This is a genomic window from Pseudomonas sp. MYb118 (genome assembly GCF_040947875.1).
In the GTDB taxonomy this organism is placed as follows: Bacteria; Pseudomonadota; Gammaproteobacteria; order Pseudomonadales; family Pseudomonadaceae; genus Aquipseudomonas.
Map to the genome: position 1 here is coordinate 108,651 of NZ_JBFRXN010000004.1, position 18,388 is coordinate 127,038.

18 protein-coding genes and 1 rRNA gene are annotated in these 18,388 nt (G+C 61.3%); 9 read left to right on the forward strand and 10 right to left on the reverse strand.

The features are described from left to right. Positions 1-2: 2 nt before the first annotated feature. Together ABVN20_RS26740 and ABVN20_RS26745 are read left to right on the forward strand one after the other, a co-directional pair. On the forward strand, positions 3-668 hold the full coding sequence (locus ABVN20_RS26740) for a methionine ABC transporter permease (protein WP_368558804.1): 666 nt from the start codon (positions 3-5) through the stop codon (positions 666-668). A gap of 81 nt (positions 669-749) precedes the next feature. Further along, a complete protein-coding gene (locus ABVN20_RS26745) occupies positions 750-1,520 on the forward strand; it encodes a MetQ/NlpA family ABC transporter substrate-binding protein (RefSeq protein ID WP_368558805.1) in 771 nt (256 codons plus the stop codon). A 124-nt stretch (positions 1,521-1,644) separates the two neighbouring features. Here the strand turns inward: ABVN20_RS26745 and soxR are convergent, their stop codons facing one another. Next, complete coding sequence (soxR, locus tag ABVN20_RS26750) at positions 1,645-2,112, reverse strand: redox-sensitive transcriptional activator SoxR (RefSeq protein ID WP_368558806.1); 468 nt, start codon at positions 2,110-2,112, stop codon at positions 1,645-1,647. A 93-nt stretch (positions 2,113-2,205) separates the two neighbouring features. On the opposite strand from soxR, the gene ABVN20_RS26755 reads away from it, so the two are divergent. Beyond that, positions 2,206-2,571, forward strand: coding sequence for an antibiotic biosynthesis monooxygenase (locus tag ABVN20_RS26755; RefSeq protein ID WP_368558807.1), 366 nt, complete (start codon positions 2,206-2,208; stop codon positions 2,569-2,571). Here the strand turns inward: ABVN20_RS26755 and ABVN20_RS26760 are convergent. The 4 genes from ABVN20_RS26760 to msuE form a co-directional block, all read right to left on the reverse strand. Continuing rightward, positions 2,568-3,671, reverse strand: coding sequence for a sigma-54 interaction domain-containing protein (locus ABVN20_RS26760; RefSeq protein ID WP_368558808.1), 1,104 nt, complete (start codon positions 3,669-3,671; stop codon positions 2,568-2,570). The genes ABVN20_RS26755 and ABVN20_RS26760 overlap by 4 nt on opposite strands. A gap of 24 nt (positions 3,672-3,695) precedes the next feature. Then, the gene (locus ABVN20_RS26765; protein WP_368558809.1) at positions 3,696-4,883 is read right to left on the reverse strand and encodes an acyl-CoA dehydrogenase family protein; all 1,188 of its coding nucleotides are present in this window, start codon (positions 4,881-4,883) and stop codon (positions 3,696-3,698) included. A 144-nt stretch (positions 4,884-5,027) separates the two neighbouring features. Then, positions 5,028-6,173, reverse strand: a complete 1,146-nt coding sequence (ssuD, locus tag ABVN20_RS26770) for an FMNH2-dependent alkanesulfonate monooxygenase (protein WP_368558810.1) — start codon at positions 6,171-6,173, stop codon at positions 5,028-5,030. Positions 6,174-6,182: 9 nt separating this feature from the next. Next, positions 6,183-6,746, reverse strand: a complete 564-nt coding sequence (gene msuE / locus ABVN20_RS26775) for an FMN reductase (RefSeq protein WP_368558811.1) — start codon at positions 6,744-6,746, stop codon at positions 6,183-6,185. Positions 6,747-7,147: 401 nt separating this feature from the next. Here msuE and ABVN20_RS26780 point away from each other — a divergent pair, with 401 nt between their 5' ends. From ABVN20_RS26780 to ABVN20_RS26795, 4 genes are all read left to right on the forward strand, one after another. Then, positions 7,148-7,417, forward strand: coding sequence for a hypothetical protein (locus ABVN20_RS26780; RefSeq protein WP_368558812.1), 270 nt, complete (start codon positions 7,148-7,150; stop codon positions 7,415-7,417). Positions 7,418-7,515: 98 nt separating this feature from the next. Beyond that, positions 7,516-8,130 (forward strand): LysE family translocator, encoded by a 615-nt coding sequence (locus ABVN20_RS26785; RefSeq protein WP_368558813.1) that lies wholly within the window; start codon positions 7,516-7,518, stop codon positions 8,128-8,130. A 161-nt stretch (positions 8,131-8,291) separates the two neighbouring features. Further along, positions 8,292-9,452 carry an aminotransferase class V-fold PLP-dependent enzyme gene (locus tag ABVN20_RS26790; protein ID WP_368558814.1) on the forward strand — a complete coding sequence of 387 codons (1,161 nt, stop codon included), beginning with the start codon at positions 8,292-8,294 and terminating at the stop codon, positions 9,450-9,452. A 61-nt stretch (positions 9,453-9,513) separates the two neighbouring features. Next, positions 9,514-11,322 (forward strand): aminopeptidase P family protein, encoded by a 1,809-nt coding sequence (locus ABVN20_RS26795; RefSeq protein ID WP_368558815.1) that lies wholly within the window; start codon positions 9,514-9,516, stop codon positions 11,320-11,322. On the opposite strand, the gene ABVN20_RS26800 is transcribed toward ABVN20_RS26795, so the two are convergent. Next, positions 11,315-12,235, reverse strand: a complete 921-nt coding sequence (locus tag ABVN20_RS26800; RefSeq protein WP_368558816.1) for a LysR family transcriptional regulator — start codon at positions 12,233-12,235, stop codon at positions 11,315-11,317. The two genes, ABVN20_RS26795 and ABVN20_RS26800, sit on opposite strands and share 8 nt — an antisense overlap. 104 nt (positions 12,236-12,339) lie before the next feature. Here ABVN20_RS26800 and ABVN20_RS26805 point away from each other — a divergent pair, with 104 nt between their 5' ends. Next, the gene (locus ABVN20_RS26805; protein ID WP_368558817.1) at positions 12,340-13,335 is read left to right on the forward strand and encodes a zinc-dependent alcohol dehydrogenase family protein; all 996 of its coding nucleotides are present in this window, start codon (positions 12,340-12,342) and stop codon (positions 13,333-13,335) included. Here the strand turns inward: ABVN20_RS26805 and ABVN20_RS26810 are convergent. The 4 genes from ABVN20_RS26810 to rhtA form a co-directional block, all read right to left on the reverse strand. Continuing rightward, complete coding sequence (locus ABVN20_RS26810) at positions 13,332-13,922, reverse strand: 2-hydroxychromene-2-carboxylate isomerase (protein ID WP_368558818.1); 591 nt, start codon at positions 13,920-13,922, stop codon at positions 13,332-13,334. The two genes, ABVN20_RS26805 and ABVN20_RS26810, sit on opposite strands and share 4 nt — an antisense overlap. A 34-nt stretch (positions 13,923-13,956) precedes the next feature. Then, a complete protein-coding gene (locus tag ABVN20_RS26815) occupies positions 13,957-14,685 on the reverse strand; it encodes an SDR family oxidoreductase (RefSeq protein WP_368558819.1) in 729 nt (242 codons plus the stop codon). A 95-nt stretch (positions 14,686-14,780) separates the two neighbouring features. Next, positions 14,781-15,062: a hypothetical protein gene (locus ABVN20_RS26820; RefSeq protein WP_368558820.1), complete on the reverse strand. Its 282-nt coding sequence runs from the start codon at positions 15,060-15,062 to the stop codon at positions 14,781-14,783. Between the two features lie 165 nt (positions 15,063-15,227). Then, a complete protein-coding gene (gene rhtA / locus ABVN20_RS26825; protein ID WP_368558821.1) occupies positions 15,228-16,115 on the reverse strand; it encodes a threonine/homoserine exporter RhtA in 888 nt (295 codons plus the stop codon). Between the two features lie 669 nt (positions 16,116-16,784). On the opposite strand from rhtA, the gene ABVN20_RS26830 reads away from it, so the two are divergent. Then, positions 16,785-18,321, forward strand: a 16S ribosomal RNA gene (locus ABVN20_RS26830). Positions 18,322-18,388 lie beyond the last annotated feature (67 nt).

Consider the following 18,388-nt stretch of genomic DNA (forward strand, 5'->3'; position numbering starts at 1 on the left):
TCATGGCTGAACTGTTCAAGAACATTTATTGGGCGGACATCGGTCAGGCCTGCCTCGACACGTTGACCATGCTCGGCGCGGCCCTGGGGTTCACCGTGCTGCTGGGGCTGCCGCTGGGCGTGGTGCTGTTTCTCACCGGCAAGCGCCAGTTGCACGAAGCGCCGGCGGTGTATCGGCTGCTGTCGATGCTGGTGAACATGCTGCGTTCGCTGCCGTTCATCATCCTGCTGATCGTGCTGATTCCCCTGACCACGCTGCTGGTGGGCACTTCGCTGGGCGTACCGGGGACCATCCCGCCGCTGGTGGTCGGCTGCACGCCATTCTTCGCCCGGCTGGTGGAAACCGCCTTGCGCGAAGTCGACCGCGGCGTGGTCGAGGCGACCCAGGCCATGGGTGGCAGCACCTGGCAGATCATCCGGCACACCTTGCTGCCCGAGGCTCGGGGCGGGTTGCTGGCGGCGGTCACCGTGACCGCGATCGTGCTGGTGGACTACACGGCGATGGCCGGGGTGATCGGTGGTGGCGGGCTCGGCGACCTGGCGATCCGCTATGGCTACCAACGCTTCCAGACCGACGTGATGGTGGTCACCGTGGTGCTTCTGCTGATCCTCGTCCAGGCCCTGCAAATGAGTGGCGACCGTCTGGTGGCGCGCTACAGCCGCCGCTGAAAAGTTTTAACAACCGTAACGAAAACAATCAGGCCCCACGTCCACCCCACGACGGCCACTTTATCTGCCCAGGAGTGCAACATGAAAAAGACCCTGGCCATTCTGGCCGCCCTTGTGTCGCTTAGCGTTCACGCCAACGAAAAACTCACCGTCGGTGCTACCCCGGTGCCCCACGCCGAGATCCTCGAGTTCGTCAAACCGACCCTGGCCAAGGAAGGCGTGGACCTGAACATCAAGGTGTTCACCGACTTCATCCAGCCCAACCAGCAACTGGCGCTGAAGAACCTCGACGCCAACTACTACCAGTACCGGCCGTTTCTCGATGACTACAACAAGACCCGCCATACCGATCTGGTGCCGGTCGTCGGGGTACACATCGAACCGTTCGGTGCCTATTCGACCAAGATCAAGAACATCGCCGAACTCAAGGACGGCGCCAGCGTGTCGATCCCCAACGACCCGGTAAACACCGGCCGCGCCCTGGTGCTGCTGCACGAAGCCGGGCTGATCAAGCTCAAGGACCCGAGCAACACCCTGGCGACCCAGCGCGACATCATCGACAACCCCAAGCACCTGAAGATCCGCGAACTGGAAGGCGCATTGCTGGCGCGCTCGGTCAGCCAGGTGGACCTGGCGTTCGTCTTCGCCAACTACGCGCTGGAGGCCGGCATCGACACCAACAGTGCGTTGATCGTCGAGAAGGGCAAGAGCCTGTACATCGAATTCCTCGTGGCCCGGCCCGACAACATCAATGACCCGGGTTTGCAGAAACTGGCCAAGGCGCTAAATTCCGATGAAGTGCGGCAGTTCATCCTGACGCGGTACAAGGGGCAGATTGCGCCGGGGTTCTGATCTTCGTTGACGGGGGGAAGGTCATCGCGAGCAGGCTCGCTCCCACAGTAGGTTGGTGTGAACACAACATTTGTCTTCAACCCGATCCCCTGTGGGAGCGAGCCTGCTCGCGATAGCCGCACCCCTATTGCGAATCCGCCCCCGATTCCAACAGCTGCGCCCCAACCCCAAGCTCCCCCAACACATCCCCCATATTGCGCAACGGGCACGCCTCCATCGACAAACACCCACAGCCAATACAGCCATTGAGCTTGTCGCGCAGGAGGGTCAACTGGTTGATCCGCTCATCCAGCTCCCGGCTCCACTTCTCCGACAACGTCTTCCAGTCCGCCGCCGTCGGCGCGCGGTTGTCCGGCAGCGATTGCAACGCCGCGCCAATCTCCGCCAACGGAATCCCCAGGCGTTGCGCCACCTTGATCAGCGCCACCCGGCGCAACACTTCCCGTGGGTAACGGCGCTGGTTGCCCTGATTGCGATTGCTCCTGATCAGCCCCTTGGATTCGTAGAAATGCAGCGCCGTGACCGCCACGCCGCTGCGGGCGGCCAGTTGGCCGACGGTGAGTTCTTTGTGGACCTGCTCAGGGGTGATCATGAAAATTGCCTCTTGACCTCTACTTAACTAGAGGTTTTACCCTGCAGGCCTGCGGATCGCAAGATTCGCCTTACACATCTGTGGGGATCTTTCATGCACGCTTCAGAGAAAAATCGCAGTTTCACCCAGTTGATCCAATTCGAGATCGAACCCGATCAACAATCGGCATTGGTGTCGGCGTTGTCCAGGCAGACCGAACGCCTGGCCCAGGGGTACAGCGGTTTTCTGAGTGCGAGCATCCAGGCCAGCGATGACGGCCGGCGGGTGCTCAATTACCTGCAATGGCAATCGCGGGAGGCAGGGGAGGCCGCTTTCCAGAGTTTTGAAAGCGGCGAGCAGGACTTCTGGCAACTGATCCGTGAACACCAGGCAAAAACCGTGACGTTCGGCTCGTTCCAGGTGGTGCACAGCCTGGAGCGCAGCCACGACAACGCGTTGCACTGCAACCTGGTGGGCTAGATCGACAGGTGCATCAAGCGCTCGCCCTGTACGTTCTCCGTGGGCCTGCGCTTGTTCACCGCCAATTCACCCATCTTGATCAGGCGGGTGCGTGTGACGTTGCGGCTCAAGCCCAGCAGCGCGGCGGTGTGTACCTGGTTGTAGTGGCTGAAGCGATAGGCGGCGCGCAGCAGGGCGTCCTCGACCTTTTCGTGGAGGGCACCGGCCTGTTCCTCGAAGAGTTTCTGGAAGGCCCGTTCCAGCAGGGCTTCCGGTGAATCGTGGTGGTGGCCGTGGCCATCGTCCTGGCGCTCGATGCGCATGTGCGACAGGCGCAGGTCATCGCGTTCGATCACGCCGTTGCGGCAGATCAGCAGGGTGTGGTGAATGACGTTCTCCAGCTCGCGGATATTGCCCGGCCAGCTGTAGCTGCGCAGTTTCAGCTCGGCTTCCTTGCTGATGGTGATGCTGCCGTAGCCCAGGCGCTGACTGTAGGCGTCGACGAAGTGCCGGGTCAGCGGCAGGATGTCGCCGGGGCGGTCGCGCAACGGGCTCAATTCGAGGCTGACCACGTCGAGGCGGTAGTACAGGTCTTCACGGAAATGCCCGGCGTTGATGGCCTTTTCCAGTTGCACGTTGGTCGCCGCCAGCACCCGCACGTTGATCGGGATGCTCTTGCGCGAGCCCAGCCGCACCACTTCACGCTCCTGCAACACCCGCAGCAACTTGACCTGGATGGCCATCGGCAAATCGCCGATTTCATCGAGGAACAAGGTGCCGCCATCGGCTTCTTCGAACCAGCCGGCCTTGGCGCTCAAGGCCCCGGTGAAGGCGCCTTTCTCGTGGCCGAACAACTCGGCTTCGACCAGTGATTCGGAGAACGCGCCGCAGTTCACCGCCACGAACGGGCGATTGCGCCGGGCGCTGAGGTTGTGGATGTGCCGCGCCACCAGCTCCTTGCCGGTGCCGGTCTCGCCAATGATCAACACGCTGGCCTCGCTGGGCGCTACTTGTTGCAGGTGCGCCAGCAATGCCTGGGATTTCGGGTCTTCGAACACCTGGGCCGTGGCGCGGATCGACGTGGCCAGAGCGGGCGAGGGCGGTAAGGTCAGCAGTTGCATGAGGGCACGCTCCATGTAGGCAAATTATGAATAGAAAGTCGGAATCGGCAGTGACTGGTTCAGCGCCCAGTCGCCCAGTTCATGGAGTTTGTAATCCACCGGGTCGTGCAGGGTCTGGGTGCGCAGGTTGCGCCAGTGGCGGTCCAGGCGCAGCGAGGCGTGGGTCGAGCGGGCGCCGGTCACCTCGAACAGCCGGCTGCACAGTTCCAGGCCGTTGCGGGTGGCGGCGACCTTGGCGGTGGCAATGGCCGTGGCCAGGTGCCCGCGTTCCTCGGCACCCAGCGCCGGGCCCTTCGCCCAGGCCTGGTCGAGCAGCTCGGCAGCGCGCTCCACCAGCAGGCGCACGCCTTCGAGCGCGACCCAGAATTCGCCGTAGTGGCCGAGCACGTAAGGGTCCTGGCGCACGTCCTGGGTGCTGGACTTGTGCCAGGCGCGGGTCTCGGTGAGGGTGTATTGCCGCGCTTCTTCGAAGGCGCCTTCGGCAATGCCAAGGAACATGTGGGTGAAGGTCAGCTGCGCGATCAATGGCCGCAGGCAGGCGAACGGTGTGCTCAAAGGGCCGGGATCAAGCAGCAGCTCCGACTCCTCGACCCGTACCCGTTCGAACGTGGCGCTGCCGCTGTCGGTCTGGCGCTGGCCCATGTTGTTCCAGTCGTTGTGCAGGGTAATGCCGCTGCGCCCGCTGGGGATGGCGGCGATCAACAACTTGCCGCCGGCGTTTTCATCCACCGCCGAGGCGATCAGCATCTGCGAATCACTGGCGCCGGAGCAGAAGCTTTTCTTGCCGGAAAACTCGCGCCAGCCACCCAGGTCCTTGACCACGGTGCGGGTGTCCAGAGGATTCAGGGCATTGCCCCAGAACCAGTTCTTGCGCGCAGTCTGTTCGAACCACGGTTGCCACTGCTCGGGCCGGGAAAACAGGCGCACGGTGGCGAGCATCAGGTGGTGAAAACCGAAGACGTGGGCAATCGAGCTGTCGACCTTGGCGAACTCGCGCACGATGGTCAGGGTGTCACTCCAGTTGGCGCCGAGGCCGCCATATTGGCTGGGAATGCTCAGGGCCAGCAGGCCGCTGTCGCGCAAGGCATCGCGTTCGGCTTTCGGCGTGCCGCCGCGCTCATCGCGCTCGACAGCCGTCAGGGCAAACTCGGCGGCCAGGTGGCGGGCGGTTTGCAGGGGGGAAATCAGGGCGCTTTGCGGCTTGGCAGTCACGCGGGGTTCCTCTCTTGAAGACAGAGCACGTCCTCTTCTGTGGGAGCGGGCTTGCTCGCGAAGGCGGTGTGTCAGCTAATCATGTGTTGACTGATACACCGCCTTCGCGAGCAAGCCCGCTCCCACAGGGAGGGACCGTGCAGGTCAGGCAGTGGCTTTTGCAGGCAACACATCATTGGCGATCATTTCGCCAAACGGCCCGGTCAGGTTGGTAACTCCGCGCCCGGCCAGGCTCGCGTAGGGTTCGGGCAACAGCGGGAACACCAGCTCGGCAAAGCGATAGGCTTCTTCAAGGTGCGGGTAGCCGGAGAAGATGAAGCTCTCGATCCCCAGGTCTGCGTACTCCTTGATGCGCGCCGCCACCTGTTGCGGGTCACCCACCAGTGCCGTGCCGGCACCGCCGCGTACCAGGCCGACACCGGCCCACAGGTTGGGCGAGATCTCCAGGTTGTCGCGCCGGCCGTCATGCAGGGCGGCCATGCGTCGCTGGCCTTCGGAGTCGAACCGCGAGAACGACTTCTGCGCGGCCGCGATGGTGTCGTCGCTGATGTGCTCGATCAGTTTGTCCGCGGCTTTCCAGGCCTCTGCCGCCGTCTCGCGAACGATCACGTGCAGGCGAATGCCGAACTTGACCGTACGCCCGTGACGGGCCGCGCGTTCACGCACGTCGGCGAGCTTCTGCGCCACGGCGGCCGGTGGTTCGCCCCAGGTCAGGTAGACATCGACCTGTTCGGCGGCCAGGTCGTGGGCCGCATCGGACGAGCCGCCGAAGTACAGCGGCGGGTAGGGTTTCTGCACCGGTGGATACAGCGCCTTGGCGTTCTGCACCTGCAAATGCTTGCCTTCGAAATCCACCGCTTCGCCTTGCAGCACACGGCGCCAGATCCTGAGGAATTCGTCGGTGACTTCGTAGCGTTCGCCGTGATCGAGGAAGATCCCGTCGCCACGGTTCTCGTCCGGGTCACCGCCGGTCACCACGTTGATCAGCAAACGCCCGCCGGACAGGCGATCGAGCGTGGCCGCCATGCGTGCCGACACGGTCGGCGAGATGATCCCCGGACGAATTGCCACCAGGTAACGCAGGCGTTCGGTCAGCGGCACCAGGGCGGAGGCGATCACCCAGGAGTCCTCGCAGGAACGCCCGGTGGGGATCAGCACACCGTAGTAACCGAGGCTGTCGGCGGCTTGCGCCACTTGTTTGAGGTAGTTGAGGGTCACCGGGCGTGCGCCCTGGGTGGTGCCCAGGTAATGGCCGTCGCCGTGGGTCGGCAGAAACCAGAAAACATCCATGAGAGGTCCTTAAGCGATTTTCAGCAGATGGTTGGGGTGCGCACCGAACAACGGCGCGGCGCGTTCTGCAGCAAGGCGAATGCGGGCCTTCAAGGGCTCACTGGTTATTTGGTAATCGGCGAAATCGGCTTCGGTGGCGTAGACGCCGATGGGCAGGGTCAACGCCTGGAAGAAACTGAACAGCGGGCGCAACTGGTGATCGAGCACCAGTGCATGGCGCTCGCTGCCACCGGTGGCGGCGAGCAGCACCGGGGTGTTGACCAGCGCGTTGAGGTCGATCAGGTCGAAAAGGTGCTTGAGCAGGCCAGGGTAGGAACCGCGATACACCGGCGCGGCGACGATCAGCAGGTCGGCGGTTTCGATGGCCTGCAATTGCGCTTCGACGTCGGCCGCCAGTTCCTGGCGCGACAGGGCGGCGCCCACGGGGCGGGCGATATCGCCCAGCTCGATCAGCGTGCTTTCGATCGGCAGTTGTTCGGCCAACTCGTGGATCAGGGCCTGGGTCAGCACCAGGGTGCGCGACGGACGCCAGGTTCCGCCGGAAACGGCGACGACTTTCAATGGACGCGACATCATCAGTTCCTTTTCAACAGTTGCTCAGGGAGCAGTGAGTAGTCACAGGGCTTGAGCAAGAGCTGTACCAATCCATGGAGCCCAGGTTCTGCGGGGCTTTCAGCGATTCGCTGAGTGTCCTTTGTTGAATTTTCAGGACTGTTTGTTGATTGGCTGTTGCCTGGCGAACAGTTGCCTGGGCAACAGTGACTGCGGCTGCAGGGATTGTTATAAAGCCTTACGCTTATTCCTCAAAATACGATAAATAAATATTTATAGATCGCTATGGAATATTTGAGTTGAGCAAGATCAGCCATTAGGAAAAGCCGATAGCCACTATCGAAAGCGTTGATTTCTGCCTGTCGAGGGGCGCGAGTAGCCTGTGTTCATTGCCCCGAACCCAGATGCCAGGACGCCCGATCATGAAAAAACTACTCGCCATCGCCATGCTGCTCGCCGTTTCCGTTCTCGCCGGATGCGCCACTCATGTTTCCCCTGAACTGCGCCCCTACACCGCCGAAGAAACCCGCGAATTGGCGATGGAAGCACTGAATCGTCGCGGCCTGTCGTTCGACGAGTACCACGCGAAAAAAGCCGAACTGCTCGGCCAGCCACAGAAGACTTTCGGTTTCGACAAACAGGGTGAAATGAGCGCCGAACGCGCCGTGCAACTGCATGGTCGTCCAAGCTGAGCGACTGTACCGCTTGAAGTTTCGCCCAACTGTCCATGGGTTTCCCGGCAGGCGTGCGCTAGGGTCGATACCTGACTGACCCTGATGGACTGCCGCACATGACCCTCTCGCTTGACCTGCTGCTGGGCTTCGCCCTGTTTGCCCTTGTCACCTCGATCACGCCCGGCCCGAACAACACGATGTTGCTGGCATCCGGCGTGAACTTCGGCTTCAGCCGCACCATTCCTCATATGCTGGGCATTACCTGCGGCTTTTTCGCGTTGGTGGTGGCGGTGGGTTTCGGCCTGGGCGCGGTGTTCCAGACTTATCCATTGCTCTACACCGTGCTGCGCTATGTCGGCGCGGGGTACCTGCTGTACCTGGCCTGGAAAATCGCCCACTCCGGTCCGGTGTCCGACAGCGAAGCGGGGCAGGGCAAGCCAATCAGCTATCTCGGGGCTGCGGCGTTTCAATGGGTCAACCCCAAGGCCTGGATCATGGCCATCGGCGCCATCAGCACCTACACACCGATGCAGGGTTATTTCGCCAACGTCATCGTGATTGCGGCCGTCTTCGCCGTGATCAATTTGCCCAGTGTCGGCCTCTGGGCGGCGTGTGGCACGCTGTTGCGCAACGTCCTCAAGGATCGCCGCTGGCTGCGCCTGTTCAACTGGGGCATGGCTGCGTTGCTGGTGGCGTCGCTTTATCCGTTGTTCCTGGAAAGTTTTAGCTGACGCATTGCTTCAACGCCTTGCCCGTTGCCTGTTAAGCTCGCTTCCAGGAGCGTTCCAACGCACTTTCCAACGAAGTCGTCCTCATTCAACGCATCCGATCGGGTCTGACTGGTGCACAGGTTTCCAGTCCCTGATCCCGGAACAAGCTCTGCGAGTCTTATATGAACAAACGTCCGTTGTATTTCGACTACGCCGCCACCACGCCGGTGGACGAGCGAGTCATCCAGGTGATGGTCGAGTGTCTGGGCTTTGCCGGCAACTTCGGCAACCCGGCGTCCAGCTCCCATGCATTTGGCCGCGAGGCCAGGCTTTCGGTCGAGCGGGCGCGCCAGCAAGTCGCCGACCTGATAGGGGCCGAGGCTGCGCAAATCGTCTGGACCTCCGGCGCCACCGAGTCCAACAATCTCGCCCTCAAGGGCGTGGCCCAGGCTCGCGGCGTGTCCGGCGGCCATATCATCACCAGCCAGATCGAGCACAAGGCGATCCTCGATACGGCCAGACAATTGCAGGACAACGGCGTTGCCGTGACCTACCTGGTGCCCGATGCCCAGGGCTTGATCACCGCGCAAGCGGTCAGCGAAGCGATGCGCGAGGACACCTTCCTGGTGTCGCTGATGCTGGTCAACAATGAACTGGGCACGGTCAATGACATCGCCGCCATCGGCGAGGTGGTGCGCGCCCGCGATGCGCTGTTCCATGTCGACGCCGCCCAGGGCGCGGGGAAAGTGGCAATCGACCTGGCGCAACTGCCGGTGGACCTGATGTCGTTTTCGGCGCACAAACTCTATGGCCCCAAAGGCATCGGCGCGCTGTATGTCGGGCCGCGGGCGCAGCAGCGCTTGCAGGCGCAGATCCACGGCGGCGGCCACGAGGGCGGTTTGCGTTCCGGGACGTTGGCGACTCACCAGATCGCCGCCATGGGCGTGGCCTTCGCTTTGGCAGCGCAGGTGTTCGACGAGGAGAAAGCCACCATCGTGCGCCTGCGCGAGCGTCTGCTCGATGGTTTGTCGAGCCTGCCTGGCGTGAGCGTCAATGGCAGCCCGACCCAGCGCATTCCCCATACCCTGAGCCTGACCTTCGCCGAGGGCGAGTTCAATTCCGCGGCACTGAGCACTTCGATCGCGTTTTCTGCGACCTCGGCCTGCAACTCCGCCAGCAATACGCCTTCCCACGTGCTGCTGGCCCTGGGGCTCGATGCCCGTTCGGCGAGCCGCACCGTGCGCTTGAGCCTGGGCCGGTTCACCACCGAGCAGGATATCGACCAGGCGGTACAACTGATTAAAGCCAACTGCGCCAGTGCTCCGGCATTCTGGGCGACGTGACCTCAAGTGCCGGCAACGACCGGCACTCAACAATAATGATGAGTGGTTAGCAGGAGACATGATGAGTACGCAGCCTTCGATCAACGGATCGGTGCCCGAGCGCCTGGCGCACACCCGCGAGCTGATGAGCCGGGAGGGCATTCACGCCCTGCTGGTGCCGTCGGCCGACCCGCACCTGTCGGAATACCTGCCGGGTTACTGGCAGGGGCGGCAGTGGTTGTCGGGCTTCCACGGTTCGGTCGGCACCCTGATCGTCACGCCGGATTTCGCCGGGGTCTGGGCCGACAGCCGCTATTGGGAACAGGCGACCAAGGAACTCAAGGGCAGCGGCATCGAGCTGGTGAAGCTGCAACCGGGTCAACCGAGCCCGCTGGACTGGCTGGCCGAGCAAACCCCTGAAGGCGGTGTGGTTGCCGTGGACGGTGCGGTGATGGCCGTGGCGTCGGCGCGGACCCTGGGCGGCAAGCTCGAAGAACGCGGCGCGCGCCTGCGCACCGACATTGATCTGCTGGACCAGGTCTGGGGCGACCGCCCGGCGCTGCCCAACGAGCCGATCTACCAGCATCTGCCGCCACAAGCCACCGTCAGCCGTGGCGAAAAACTCGCCAGCCTGCGCGAAACCTTGAGCGCACGCGGCGCCGACTGGCATTTCATCGCCACCCTCGACGACATCGCCTGGCTGTTCAACCTGCGCGGCGGCGACGTGTCGTTCAACCCGGTATTCGTCTCCTTTGCACTGATCAGCCAGCAACAGGCAACGCTGTTCGTGGCCTTGAGCAAAGTCAGCGCCGAGCTGCGCGCGGTGCTCGAACAGGACGGCATCACCCTGCGCGACTACAGCGAAGTGGCCGAGGCCCTCCGTGCGGTGCCGGGTGGCGCCAGCCTGCTGGTCGATCCGGCCCGCGTGACCGCTGGCCTGCTGGATAACCTGGACAGTGGGGTGAAACTGGTCGAAGGCCTGAACCCGACGACCCTGGCCAAATCGCAGAAGAGCCTGGACGATGCTGCACACATTCGTCGGGCCATGGAGCAGGATGGCGCGGCGCTGTGCGAATTCTTCGCCTGGCTGGAATCGGCCTGGGGCCGCGAGCGCATCACCGAACTGACCATCGACGAACACCTGACCGCCGCCCGCGCCCGGCGCGCGGACTACGTGTCGTTGAGCTTCAACACCATTGCCGCGTACAACGCCAACGGCGCCATGCCGCACTACCACGCCACCGAGCAGGAACATGCGGTGATCGAAGGCGATGGCCTGCTGCTGATCGACTCCGGCGGCCAGTACCTGGGCGGCACCACGGACATCACGCGGATGGTGCCGGTCGGCACGCCAACCGCTGAACAGAAGGGCGACTGCACCCGCGTGCTCAAGGGCGTGATTGCCCTGTCCCGTGCGCACTTCCCGCGGGGCATCCTGTCGCCACTGCTGGACGCCATCGCCCGTGCGCCGATCTGGGCGGACAACGTCGACTACGGTCACGGCACCGGGCACGGCGTCGGTTACTTCCTCAACGTGCACGAAGGCCCGCAAGTGATTGCCTATCAGGCCGTGGCCGCGCCGCAGACCGCGATGCAGCCGGGCATGATCACCTCCATTGAACCGGGCACCTACCGTCCGGGTCGCTGGGGTGTGCGCATCGAGAACCTGGCATTGAACCGCGAGGCGGGGAAAAGCGAGTTCGGCGAGTTCCTCAAGTTCGAAACCCTGACCCTGTGCCCGATCGACACCCGTTGCCTGGAGCCATCGTTGCTGACGGCAGAAGAAAAACAATGGCTCAACGACTATCACGCCCAGGTGCGTGAGCGTTTGAGTCCGTTGGTCGATGGCGCGGCCCTTGCGTGGTTGAACACGCGCACCGCGGCTATCTGATCGGCTTGAGCTCCGGCGCTGCCTGCAGCGCCTGGCTCATGTAGTCGACGAAGGCCCTGACCCTGGCGGATTGGCGACGATTCGCCGGGGACACGGCATGTATCGGCAGCGACTGCGCGACGTAGTCGGACAGAATCGCCGTCACCCGGCCTGCCTTCAGGTCTTCGCTGAACAGCCACACCGGCGACAGCGCAATCCCCATTCCGGCCAACACCATCTCGCGAATCGCCTCCGAATTATTGCTTTGGGCGTTGCCCTTGATCCGCACTTCGTGGCGCCTTCCTTCTTTTTCGTACAGCCACAGGTTCTGACTGCTCAGCAGGTTGAATTGCAGGCAGTTGTGCGCGCTCAAGTCCTGCGGTGTGTGCGGCTGGCCGTGTTGCTGCAGGTAAGCGGGCGCGGCGACGGTCACCCGGTGGGTGAAGCCAAGATGCCGGGCGATCAGGCCGCTGTCATTCAATTCGCCGATGCGGAAGGTGACGTCCAGGCCTTCGCTGATCAGGTCCTGGTTCTGGTCGCTCAATTGCAGGTCGATGGTCAGGCCAGGGTGCTGTCGCAGGAAGGTCGCCAGGCGCGGGGCGATCTGCAAACGACCGAAACTCACCGAAGAGCCGATGCGCAGATGACCGGCGATGCTTTCGCGGCCGGTGTGAAAACTGAGCTCGGCCGCGTCCACCGCCGCCAGGATGTTTCGGCATTCGTTGTAGTACCGCTGACCTTCATCGGTCAGGGAAAGCTGGCGGGTGCTGCGGGCAATCAGCTTGCCGCCCAGTTCGCTCTCCAGTGCGCGCAGCACTTTGCTGATGGTCGGCTGGCTGGTTTGCAGCTCCCGGGCCACCGCCGAGAAGCTGCCACGTTCGACGACCCGGACGAAGATCGCCATTGCGTTGAGTTTGTCCACGGGGATTCTCATTCATGCCAAATGGGCATGATCACTATAGCCATCTGGCGTCTTATCGGCATGAGTTGCTGCGGCGATGATTTATCCCACAGCCACCTCCGATGGGAATAAACGAAATGACTGACACACTTGAAATGCGCGCTCTGATTGTCGACTCGGCCAACGCGCCCTTACGCTTGGTGTCCATGCAACGGCCTACGCCGCGAGCCGGGCAGGTATTGGTGCGCGTCAAGGCCAGTGGGGTCAACCCGCTGGACGGGAAGATCCGTGCCGGCCAGGCGGCCCATGCCCGCCAACCGTTGCCAGCGATTCTGGGCATGGATCTGGCGGGGATCGTCGAGGCGGTGGGTGAGGGCGTCAGCGCCTGGCAACCGGGCGACGAGGTGTATGCCATGGCCACGGGGATTGGCGGCGCGCAAGGTTCGCTGGCCGAATATGCCGCCGTCGATGCGCGGCTGCTGGCTGCCAAGCCGGACAATTTGAGCATGCGTGAAGCAGCAGGGTTGCCGCTGGTGTTGATCACCGCGTGGGAAGGGTTGGTGGATCGGGCGCGGGTGCGTGCAGGTCAAAAAGTGTTGATTCATGGCGGGGCCGGAGGCGTGGGTTACGTGGCCATACAGATCGCCCGGGCGTTTGGCGCTGAGGTGTTCGCCACAGGGTCAGCACGGCACCAGGCGATCATCGAAGGGGTGGGCGCGACCTTCATCGACCGTCACTGCGAGGTTGAGGCCTATGTGGCGCAACATACTGCCGGGGAAGGCTTTGATATCGTCTATGACACGGTGGGCGGTGAAACCCTGGACGCTTCGTTCAAGGCGGCGAGGGTTTATCACGGCCATGTGGTGAGTTGCCTCGGCTGGGGGCAGCACAGCCTGGCGCCGCTGTCGTTTCGCGGGGCAACGTATTCCGGGGTGTTTACCTTGCTGCCGTTGCTCACTGGCGTGGGGCGTGAGCAGCACGGGCAGATTCTTCGCCAGGCGGCGCAGTTGATCGAGGCGGGCAAGCTCAAGCCCATGATGGATGCGCGCACTTTCACCCTGGAGAATGCCGAATCCGCCCATGAGCTGTTGGTGTCGGGAGCAGCCCAGGGGCGGTTGGTCATCGAGGTCTAACGCAAGGCTTCGATGACGAAGTCCAGGCGATCCTGGCCGAAGTACAACTGGTTATCGACGAACATGCTCGGCGCGCCGAACACGCCACGGGCCACGGCCTGCTCGGTGTTGGCCTTCAGCGCAGCCTTGACCTCCTCATCGGCGGTCAAGGCCAGCACCTGCATGGGATCGAAGCCGTTCTGCGTCAGTACCTCGGCGACGGTCGCCGGGTCGTCAAGGCTGCGCGCTTCGACCCAGAGTGCGTGGAACAGGCACTCGATGAACGCCTGAAAACGTTGCGGGTGGCGCAGTTGCATGCCGGTGACGGCGCGCATCAACATCAGGGTGTTGATGGGGAAATTCGGGTTGTATCTTAGGGGCACGCCATATCGCTGGGCGTAGCGGTCCAGGTCCTGGAACATGTAGCGACCCTTGGCCGGGATGGTCGCCGGGGATGCATTGCCGGTGGCCTTGAATACACCGCCGAGCAACATCGGAATGTAGATCAACTGGCTGTCGGTCTGCGCGCAGATCTTCGGCAGCTGGGTGTAGGCCAGGTAGGTGGCAGGGCTGCCGAGGTCGAAGTAGAACTCCACGGTTTTGCTCATGGTCGGTGCGCTCCTTGTTATTGTTGGGGGAGACTTACCAGCGTTCGTTCCAGGGACGCAGGTCCAGCTCGAACGTCCACGCGTCGCGTGGCTGGCTGTGCAGGTACCAATAGTTGTCGGCGATGTGCTCGGGATCGAGGATGCCGTCCTGATCCTTGGTGGCGTACTTTTCGGGGAAGTTGTCGCGGATGAAATCGGTGTCGATGGCGCCATCGACGACCACATGGGCCACGTGGATGTTCATCGGTCCCAGCTCGCGGGCCATGCTCTGGGCCAGGGCGCGAATGCCGTGCTTGGCACCGGCGAAGGCGGCGAAACCGGCGGCGCCGCGTAAACCCGCCGTCGCACCGGTAAACAGGATCGTGCCCCGTTGGCGCTTGACCATGCGCAGGGCGACTTCACGGGCATTGAGGAAACCGGAGAAACAGGCCATCTCCCAGATCTTGAAGTATTTGCGTGCGGTTTCTTCGAGGATGCTGCACGGCACATTGGCGCCGATATTGAATACGAACGCTTCGATGGGGCCGATCTGGCTTTCGATCTGTTCGATCAGCGCCACCACGTCCTCTTCCTTGCGCGCATCGCAGGCAAAACCGTGGGCTTGCCCCCCGGCGAGGTTGATGGCATCCACCAGGGGCTGGAGCTTGTCGGCGCTGCGCCGGGTCACGCAGGCGATGAAGCCTTCCCGTGCAAATCGCCGGGCGATTGCGCCGCCCGTGGCATCCCCCGCACCCACCACCAATACGACCTTGCTGTTATCCATGCTTGATCCCGTCGCTGAACGATCGTTGATGCAACGGACGTTATGCCGGGGATCGGATGGGCGTCAAGAAGGTGAAACGGACAGACGACAGGCCTTTATTTGCAGATGACGATCATGCTGCGGCTGGTGTAGCCGGCAGGGTTGAGACCGAACGGATAGTCGCCGGGCTCCTCCACGCCATCCCCTGATTTGGCGATGACCTTGTAGCTCTTCGGCGCGCATGAGTTGGCGGCACTGGCGTAGCACTTGTCCCACGACGACGACAACCCGGAGCAGTTGATATGCAAACCTTTCTTGCCGCGTTTGGTGTGGGTTTCCGAAGTCGCCGCGCAGCCCGCAATTGCAAGCACGGCGATCAGTATCAAAATACGTTTCATTGCTGTCCTTAAAGCGTCCCGGATCTTCGTGTCCGGGTCTGGCAGTAATCGCTTTCGCTGAAGCGTCGCTGATATCCCTATCCTGAAAAGTCCATGTCTGAAATTAAGTGCGGGCTAAACATGGCCTAAATGAGCGGTAAATACCAGAGTTTCATCGTATCCGTGTCAGTCTGCCGCGATGGCGGGCTTGGCAGCACTGCCCATGGTCAGCGTCGCGCCCACCGAAGCCAGAATGATGCACAGGATCGCCATCCATTGGGAAAACGTGAGGTACTCCTGAAGAAACAGCAGGCCCGACAGCGCGCCAATCGCCGGTTCGATACTCATCAGCGTGCCAAAGGTGCGGGTCGGCATTCGCGTGAGGGCGACCATTTCCAGGGTATAGGGCAGGGCAGTGGAGAGCAGGGCGACCGCAATCGCCACCGGGATCAGCGAAGGTGTCAACAGCGCGGCGCCCGCGTGGGCGATGCCGAAAGGAGTGACGAACAGCGCCGCGATCATCACGCCCAGGGCGGCCGTCTGTACGCCGTTGTCGGCGCCGGCTTTCTGGCCGAACAGAATGTACAACGCCCAGCACACGCCGGCGGCAAGCGCGTAGCCCGCACCGAGTGGGTCGATGTTCGTGGTTGTGGCGCCGGTGGGGATCAGCAGCATCAGGCCGATCGCGGCCAGGCCCACCCACAGAAAGTCGATGGCGCGGCGTGATGAATAGATGGCGACGGCCAATGGCCCGGTGAACTCCAGTGCCACCGCAATACCCAGCGGTACGGTGCGCAGGGACATATAGAAGAGCAGGTTCATGCCGCCCAGCGCGATGCCGTAGACGATGACGGTGCGCAGGGACTTGGCCGTGAGCTTGGCGCGCCAGGGACGCAGCAGGGCAATCATGATCAGGCTGGCAAAGATCAGGCGCAACGTGGTGGTGCCTTGGGCACCGGCAACGGGGAACATGCTTTTGGCCAGGGACGCTCCGGACTGGATCGACGCCATGGCTATCAACAGCAAGCCAACCGGGAACAGGGTTGAGGCAAGGCTGCGGGGTTGTTCATTCATTATTAGGCATCGTCCAAAAGGCAGAAAGCGCGAAGCTGATTGTAGTTTGCGCAATATACTGCGCACTCGCGCACGGCGCGTCTATATATAAGCGGCGTTTTTCAGCCTTCTGATAGAAAAGCTAAATTAGGGGTTGACGACAGATTCTGGAGGTCTATAATTCGCCCCACTTCCGGCGCAGTCGAAACGGAAAACTCCTTGGTAAACAACGAGTTACGCGAATTTCGACAGTGTTCAGCTTCAAGTTATCGAAGCCTGGAAGGAGTCGGTCAGGCAGCAAGTTGTCGCTTGATTGACGGTTCGGTCTTCTCGATCGAAAGCGGAGAAAAAGAGGTGTTGACAGCAGCGAACAACGCTGTAGAATTCGCCTCCCGCTAACGAGAGATCGGAAGCGCAAGTGGTTGAAGTTGAAAAAGAAATTTTGAAAACTTCTGAAAATAACCGCTTGACAGATACTCCAGGCGCTGTAGAATGCGCGCCTCGGTTGAGACGAAAGATCTTAACCAACCGCTCTTTAACAACTGAATCAAGCAATTCGTGTGGGTGCTTGTGGAGTCAGACTGCTAGTCAACAGATTATCAGCATCACAAGTTACTCCGCGAGAAATCAAAGATGTAACCAACGATTGCTGAGCCAAGTTTAGGGTTTTCTCAAAACCCAAAGATGTTTGAACTGAAGAGTTTGATCATGGCTCAGATTGAACGCTGGCGGCAGGCCTAACACATGCAAGTCGAGCGGTAGAGAAAAGCTCGCTTTTCTTGAGAGCGGCGGACGGGTGAGTAATGCCTAGGAATCTGCCTGGTAGTGGGGGATAACGTCCGGAAACGGACGCTAATACCGCATACGTCCTACGGGAGAAAGCAGGGGACCTTCGGGCCTTGCGCTATCAGATGAGCCTAGGTCGGATTAGCTAGTTGGTGAGGTAATGGCTCACCAAGGCGACGATCCGTAACTGGTCTGAGAGGATGATCAGTCACACTGGAACTGAGACACGGTCCAGACTCCTACGGGAGGCAGCAGTGGGGAATATTGGACAATGGGCGAAAGCCTGATCCAGCCATGCCGCGTGTGTGAAGAAGGTCTTCGGATTGTAAAGCACTTTAAGTTGGGAGGAAGGGTTGTAGATTAATACTCTGCAATTTTGACGTTACCGACAGAATAAGCACCGGCTAACTCTGTGCCAGCAGCCGCGGTAATACAGAGGGTGCAAGCGTTAATCGGAATTACTGGGCGTAAAGCGCGCGTAGGTGGTTTGTTAAGTTGGATGTGAAAGCCCCGGGCTCAACCTGGGAACTGCATTCAAAACTGACAAGCTAGAGTATGGTAGAGGGTGGTGGAATTTCCTGTGTAGCGGTGAAATGCGTAGATATAGGAAGGAACACCAGTGGCGAAGGCGACCACCTGGACTGATACTGACACTGAGGTGCGAAAGCGTGGGGAGCAAACAGGATTAGATACCCTGGTAGTCCACGCCGTAAACGATGTCAACTAGCCGTTGGGGACCTTGAGTCTTTAGTGGCGCAGCTAACGCATTAAGTTGACCGCCTGGGGAGTACGGCCGCAAGGTTAAAACTCAAATGAATTGACGGGGGCCCGCACAAGCGGTGGAGCATGTGGTTTAATTCGAAGCAACGCGAAGAACCTTACCAGGCCTTGACATCCAATGAGCTTTCCAGAGATGGATTGGTGCCTTCGGGAACATTGAGACAGGTGCTGCATGGCTGTCGTCAGCTCGTGTCGTGAGATGTTGGGTTAAGTCCCGTAACGAGCGCAACCCTTGTCCTTAGTTACCAGCACGTTATGGTGGGCACTCTAAGGAGACTGCCGGTGACAAACCGGAGGAAGGTGGGGATGACGTCAAGTCATCATGGCCCTTACGGCCTGGGCTACACACGTGCTACAATGGTCGGTACAGAGGGTTGCCAAGCCGCGAGGTGGAGCTAATCCCACAAAACCGATCGTAGTCCGGATCGCAGTCTGCAACTCGACTGCGTGAAGTCGGAATCGCTAGTAATCGCGAATCAGAATGTCGCGGTGAATACGTTCCCGGGCCTTGTACACACCGCCCGTCACACCATGGGAGTGGGTTGCACCAGAAGTAGCTAGTCTAACCTTCGGGAGGACGGTTACCACGGTGTGATTCATGACTGGGGTGAAGTCGTAACAAGGTAGCCGTAGGGGAACCTGCGGCTGGATCACCTCCTTAATCGACGACAGCAGCTGCTCCATGAGCTCCCACACGAATTGCTTGATTCATTGAAGAAGACGAAAGA

Bases quoted from the DNA above. Each gene is read 5' to 3' on its own strand.
- ssuD (WP_368558810.1), bottom strand. From the start codon at position 6,173: ATGGATGTTTTCTGGTTTCTGCCGACCCACGGCGACGGCCATTACCTG.
- ABVN20_RS26810 (WP_368558818.1), bottom strand. From the start codon at position 13,922: ATGAGCAAAACCGTGGAGTTCTACTTCGACCTCGGCAGCCCTGCCACC.
- ABVN20_RS26800 (WP_368558816.1), bottom strand. From the start codon at position 12,235: ATGAGAATCCCCGTGGACAAACTCAACGCAATGGCGATCTTCGTCCGG.
- soxR (WP_368558806.1), bottom strand. From the start codon at position 2,112: ATGATCACCCCTGAGCAGGTCCACAAAGAACTCACCGTCGGCCAACTG.
- ABVN20_RS26815 (WP_368558819.1), bottom strand. From the start codon at position 14,685: ATGGATAACAGCAAGGTCGTATTGGTGGTGGGTGCGGGGGATGCCACG.
- ABVN20_RS26805 (WP_368558817.1), top strand. From the start codon at position 12,340: ATGACTGACACACTTGAAATGCGCGCTCTGATTGTCGACTCGGCCAAC.
- ABVN20_RS26780 (WP_368558812.1), top strand. From the start codon at position 7,148: ATGAAAAAACTACTCGCCATCGCCATGCTGCTCGCCGTTTCCGTTCTC.
- ABVN20_RS26785 (WP_368558813.1), top strand. From the start codon at position 7,516: ATGACCCTCTCGCTTGACCTGCTGCTGGGCTTCGCCCTGTTTGCCCTT.
- rhtA (WP_368558821.1), bottom strand. From the start codon at position 16,115: ATGAATGAACAACCCCGCAGCCTTGCCTCAACCCTGTTCCCGGTTGGC.
- ABVN20_RS26795 (WP_368558815.1), top strand. From the start codon at position 9,514: ATGAGTACGCAGCCTTCGATCAACGGATCGGTGCCCGAGCGCCTGGCG.
- ABVN20_RS26740 (WP_368558804.1), top strand. From the start codon at position 3: ATGGCTGAACTGTTCAAGAACATTTATTGGGCGGACATCGGTCAGGCC.
- ABVN20_RS26790 (WP_368558814.1), top strand. From the start codon at position 8,292: ATGAACAAACGTCCGTTGTATTTCGACTACGCCGCCACCACGCCGGTG.
- ABVN20_RS26820 (WP_368558820.1), bottom strand. From the start codon at position 15,062: ATGAAACGTATTTTGATACTGATCGCCGTGCTTGCAATTGCGGGCTGC.
- msuE (WP_368558811.1), bottom strand. From the start codon at position 6,746: ATGTCGCGTCCATTGAAAGTCGTCGCCGTTTCCGGCGGAACCTGGCGT.
- ABVN20_RS26745 (WP_368558805.1), top strand. From the start codon at position 750: ATGAAAAAGACCCTGGCCATTCTGGCCGCCCTTGTGTCGCTTAGCGTT.
- ABVN20_RS26760 (WP_368558808.1), bottom strand. From the start codon at position 3,671: ATGCAACTGCTGACCTTACCGCCCTCGCCCGCTCTGGCCACGTCGATC.
- ABVN20_RS26755 (WP_368558807.1), top strand. From the start codon at position 2,206: ATGCACGCTTCAGAGAAAAATCGCAGTTTCACCCAGTTGATCCAATTC.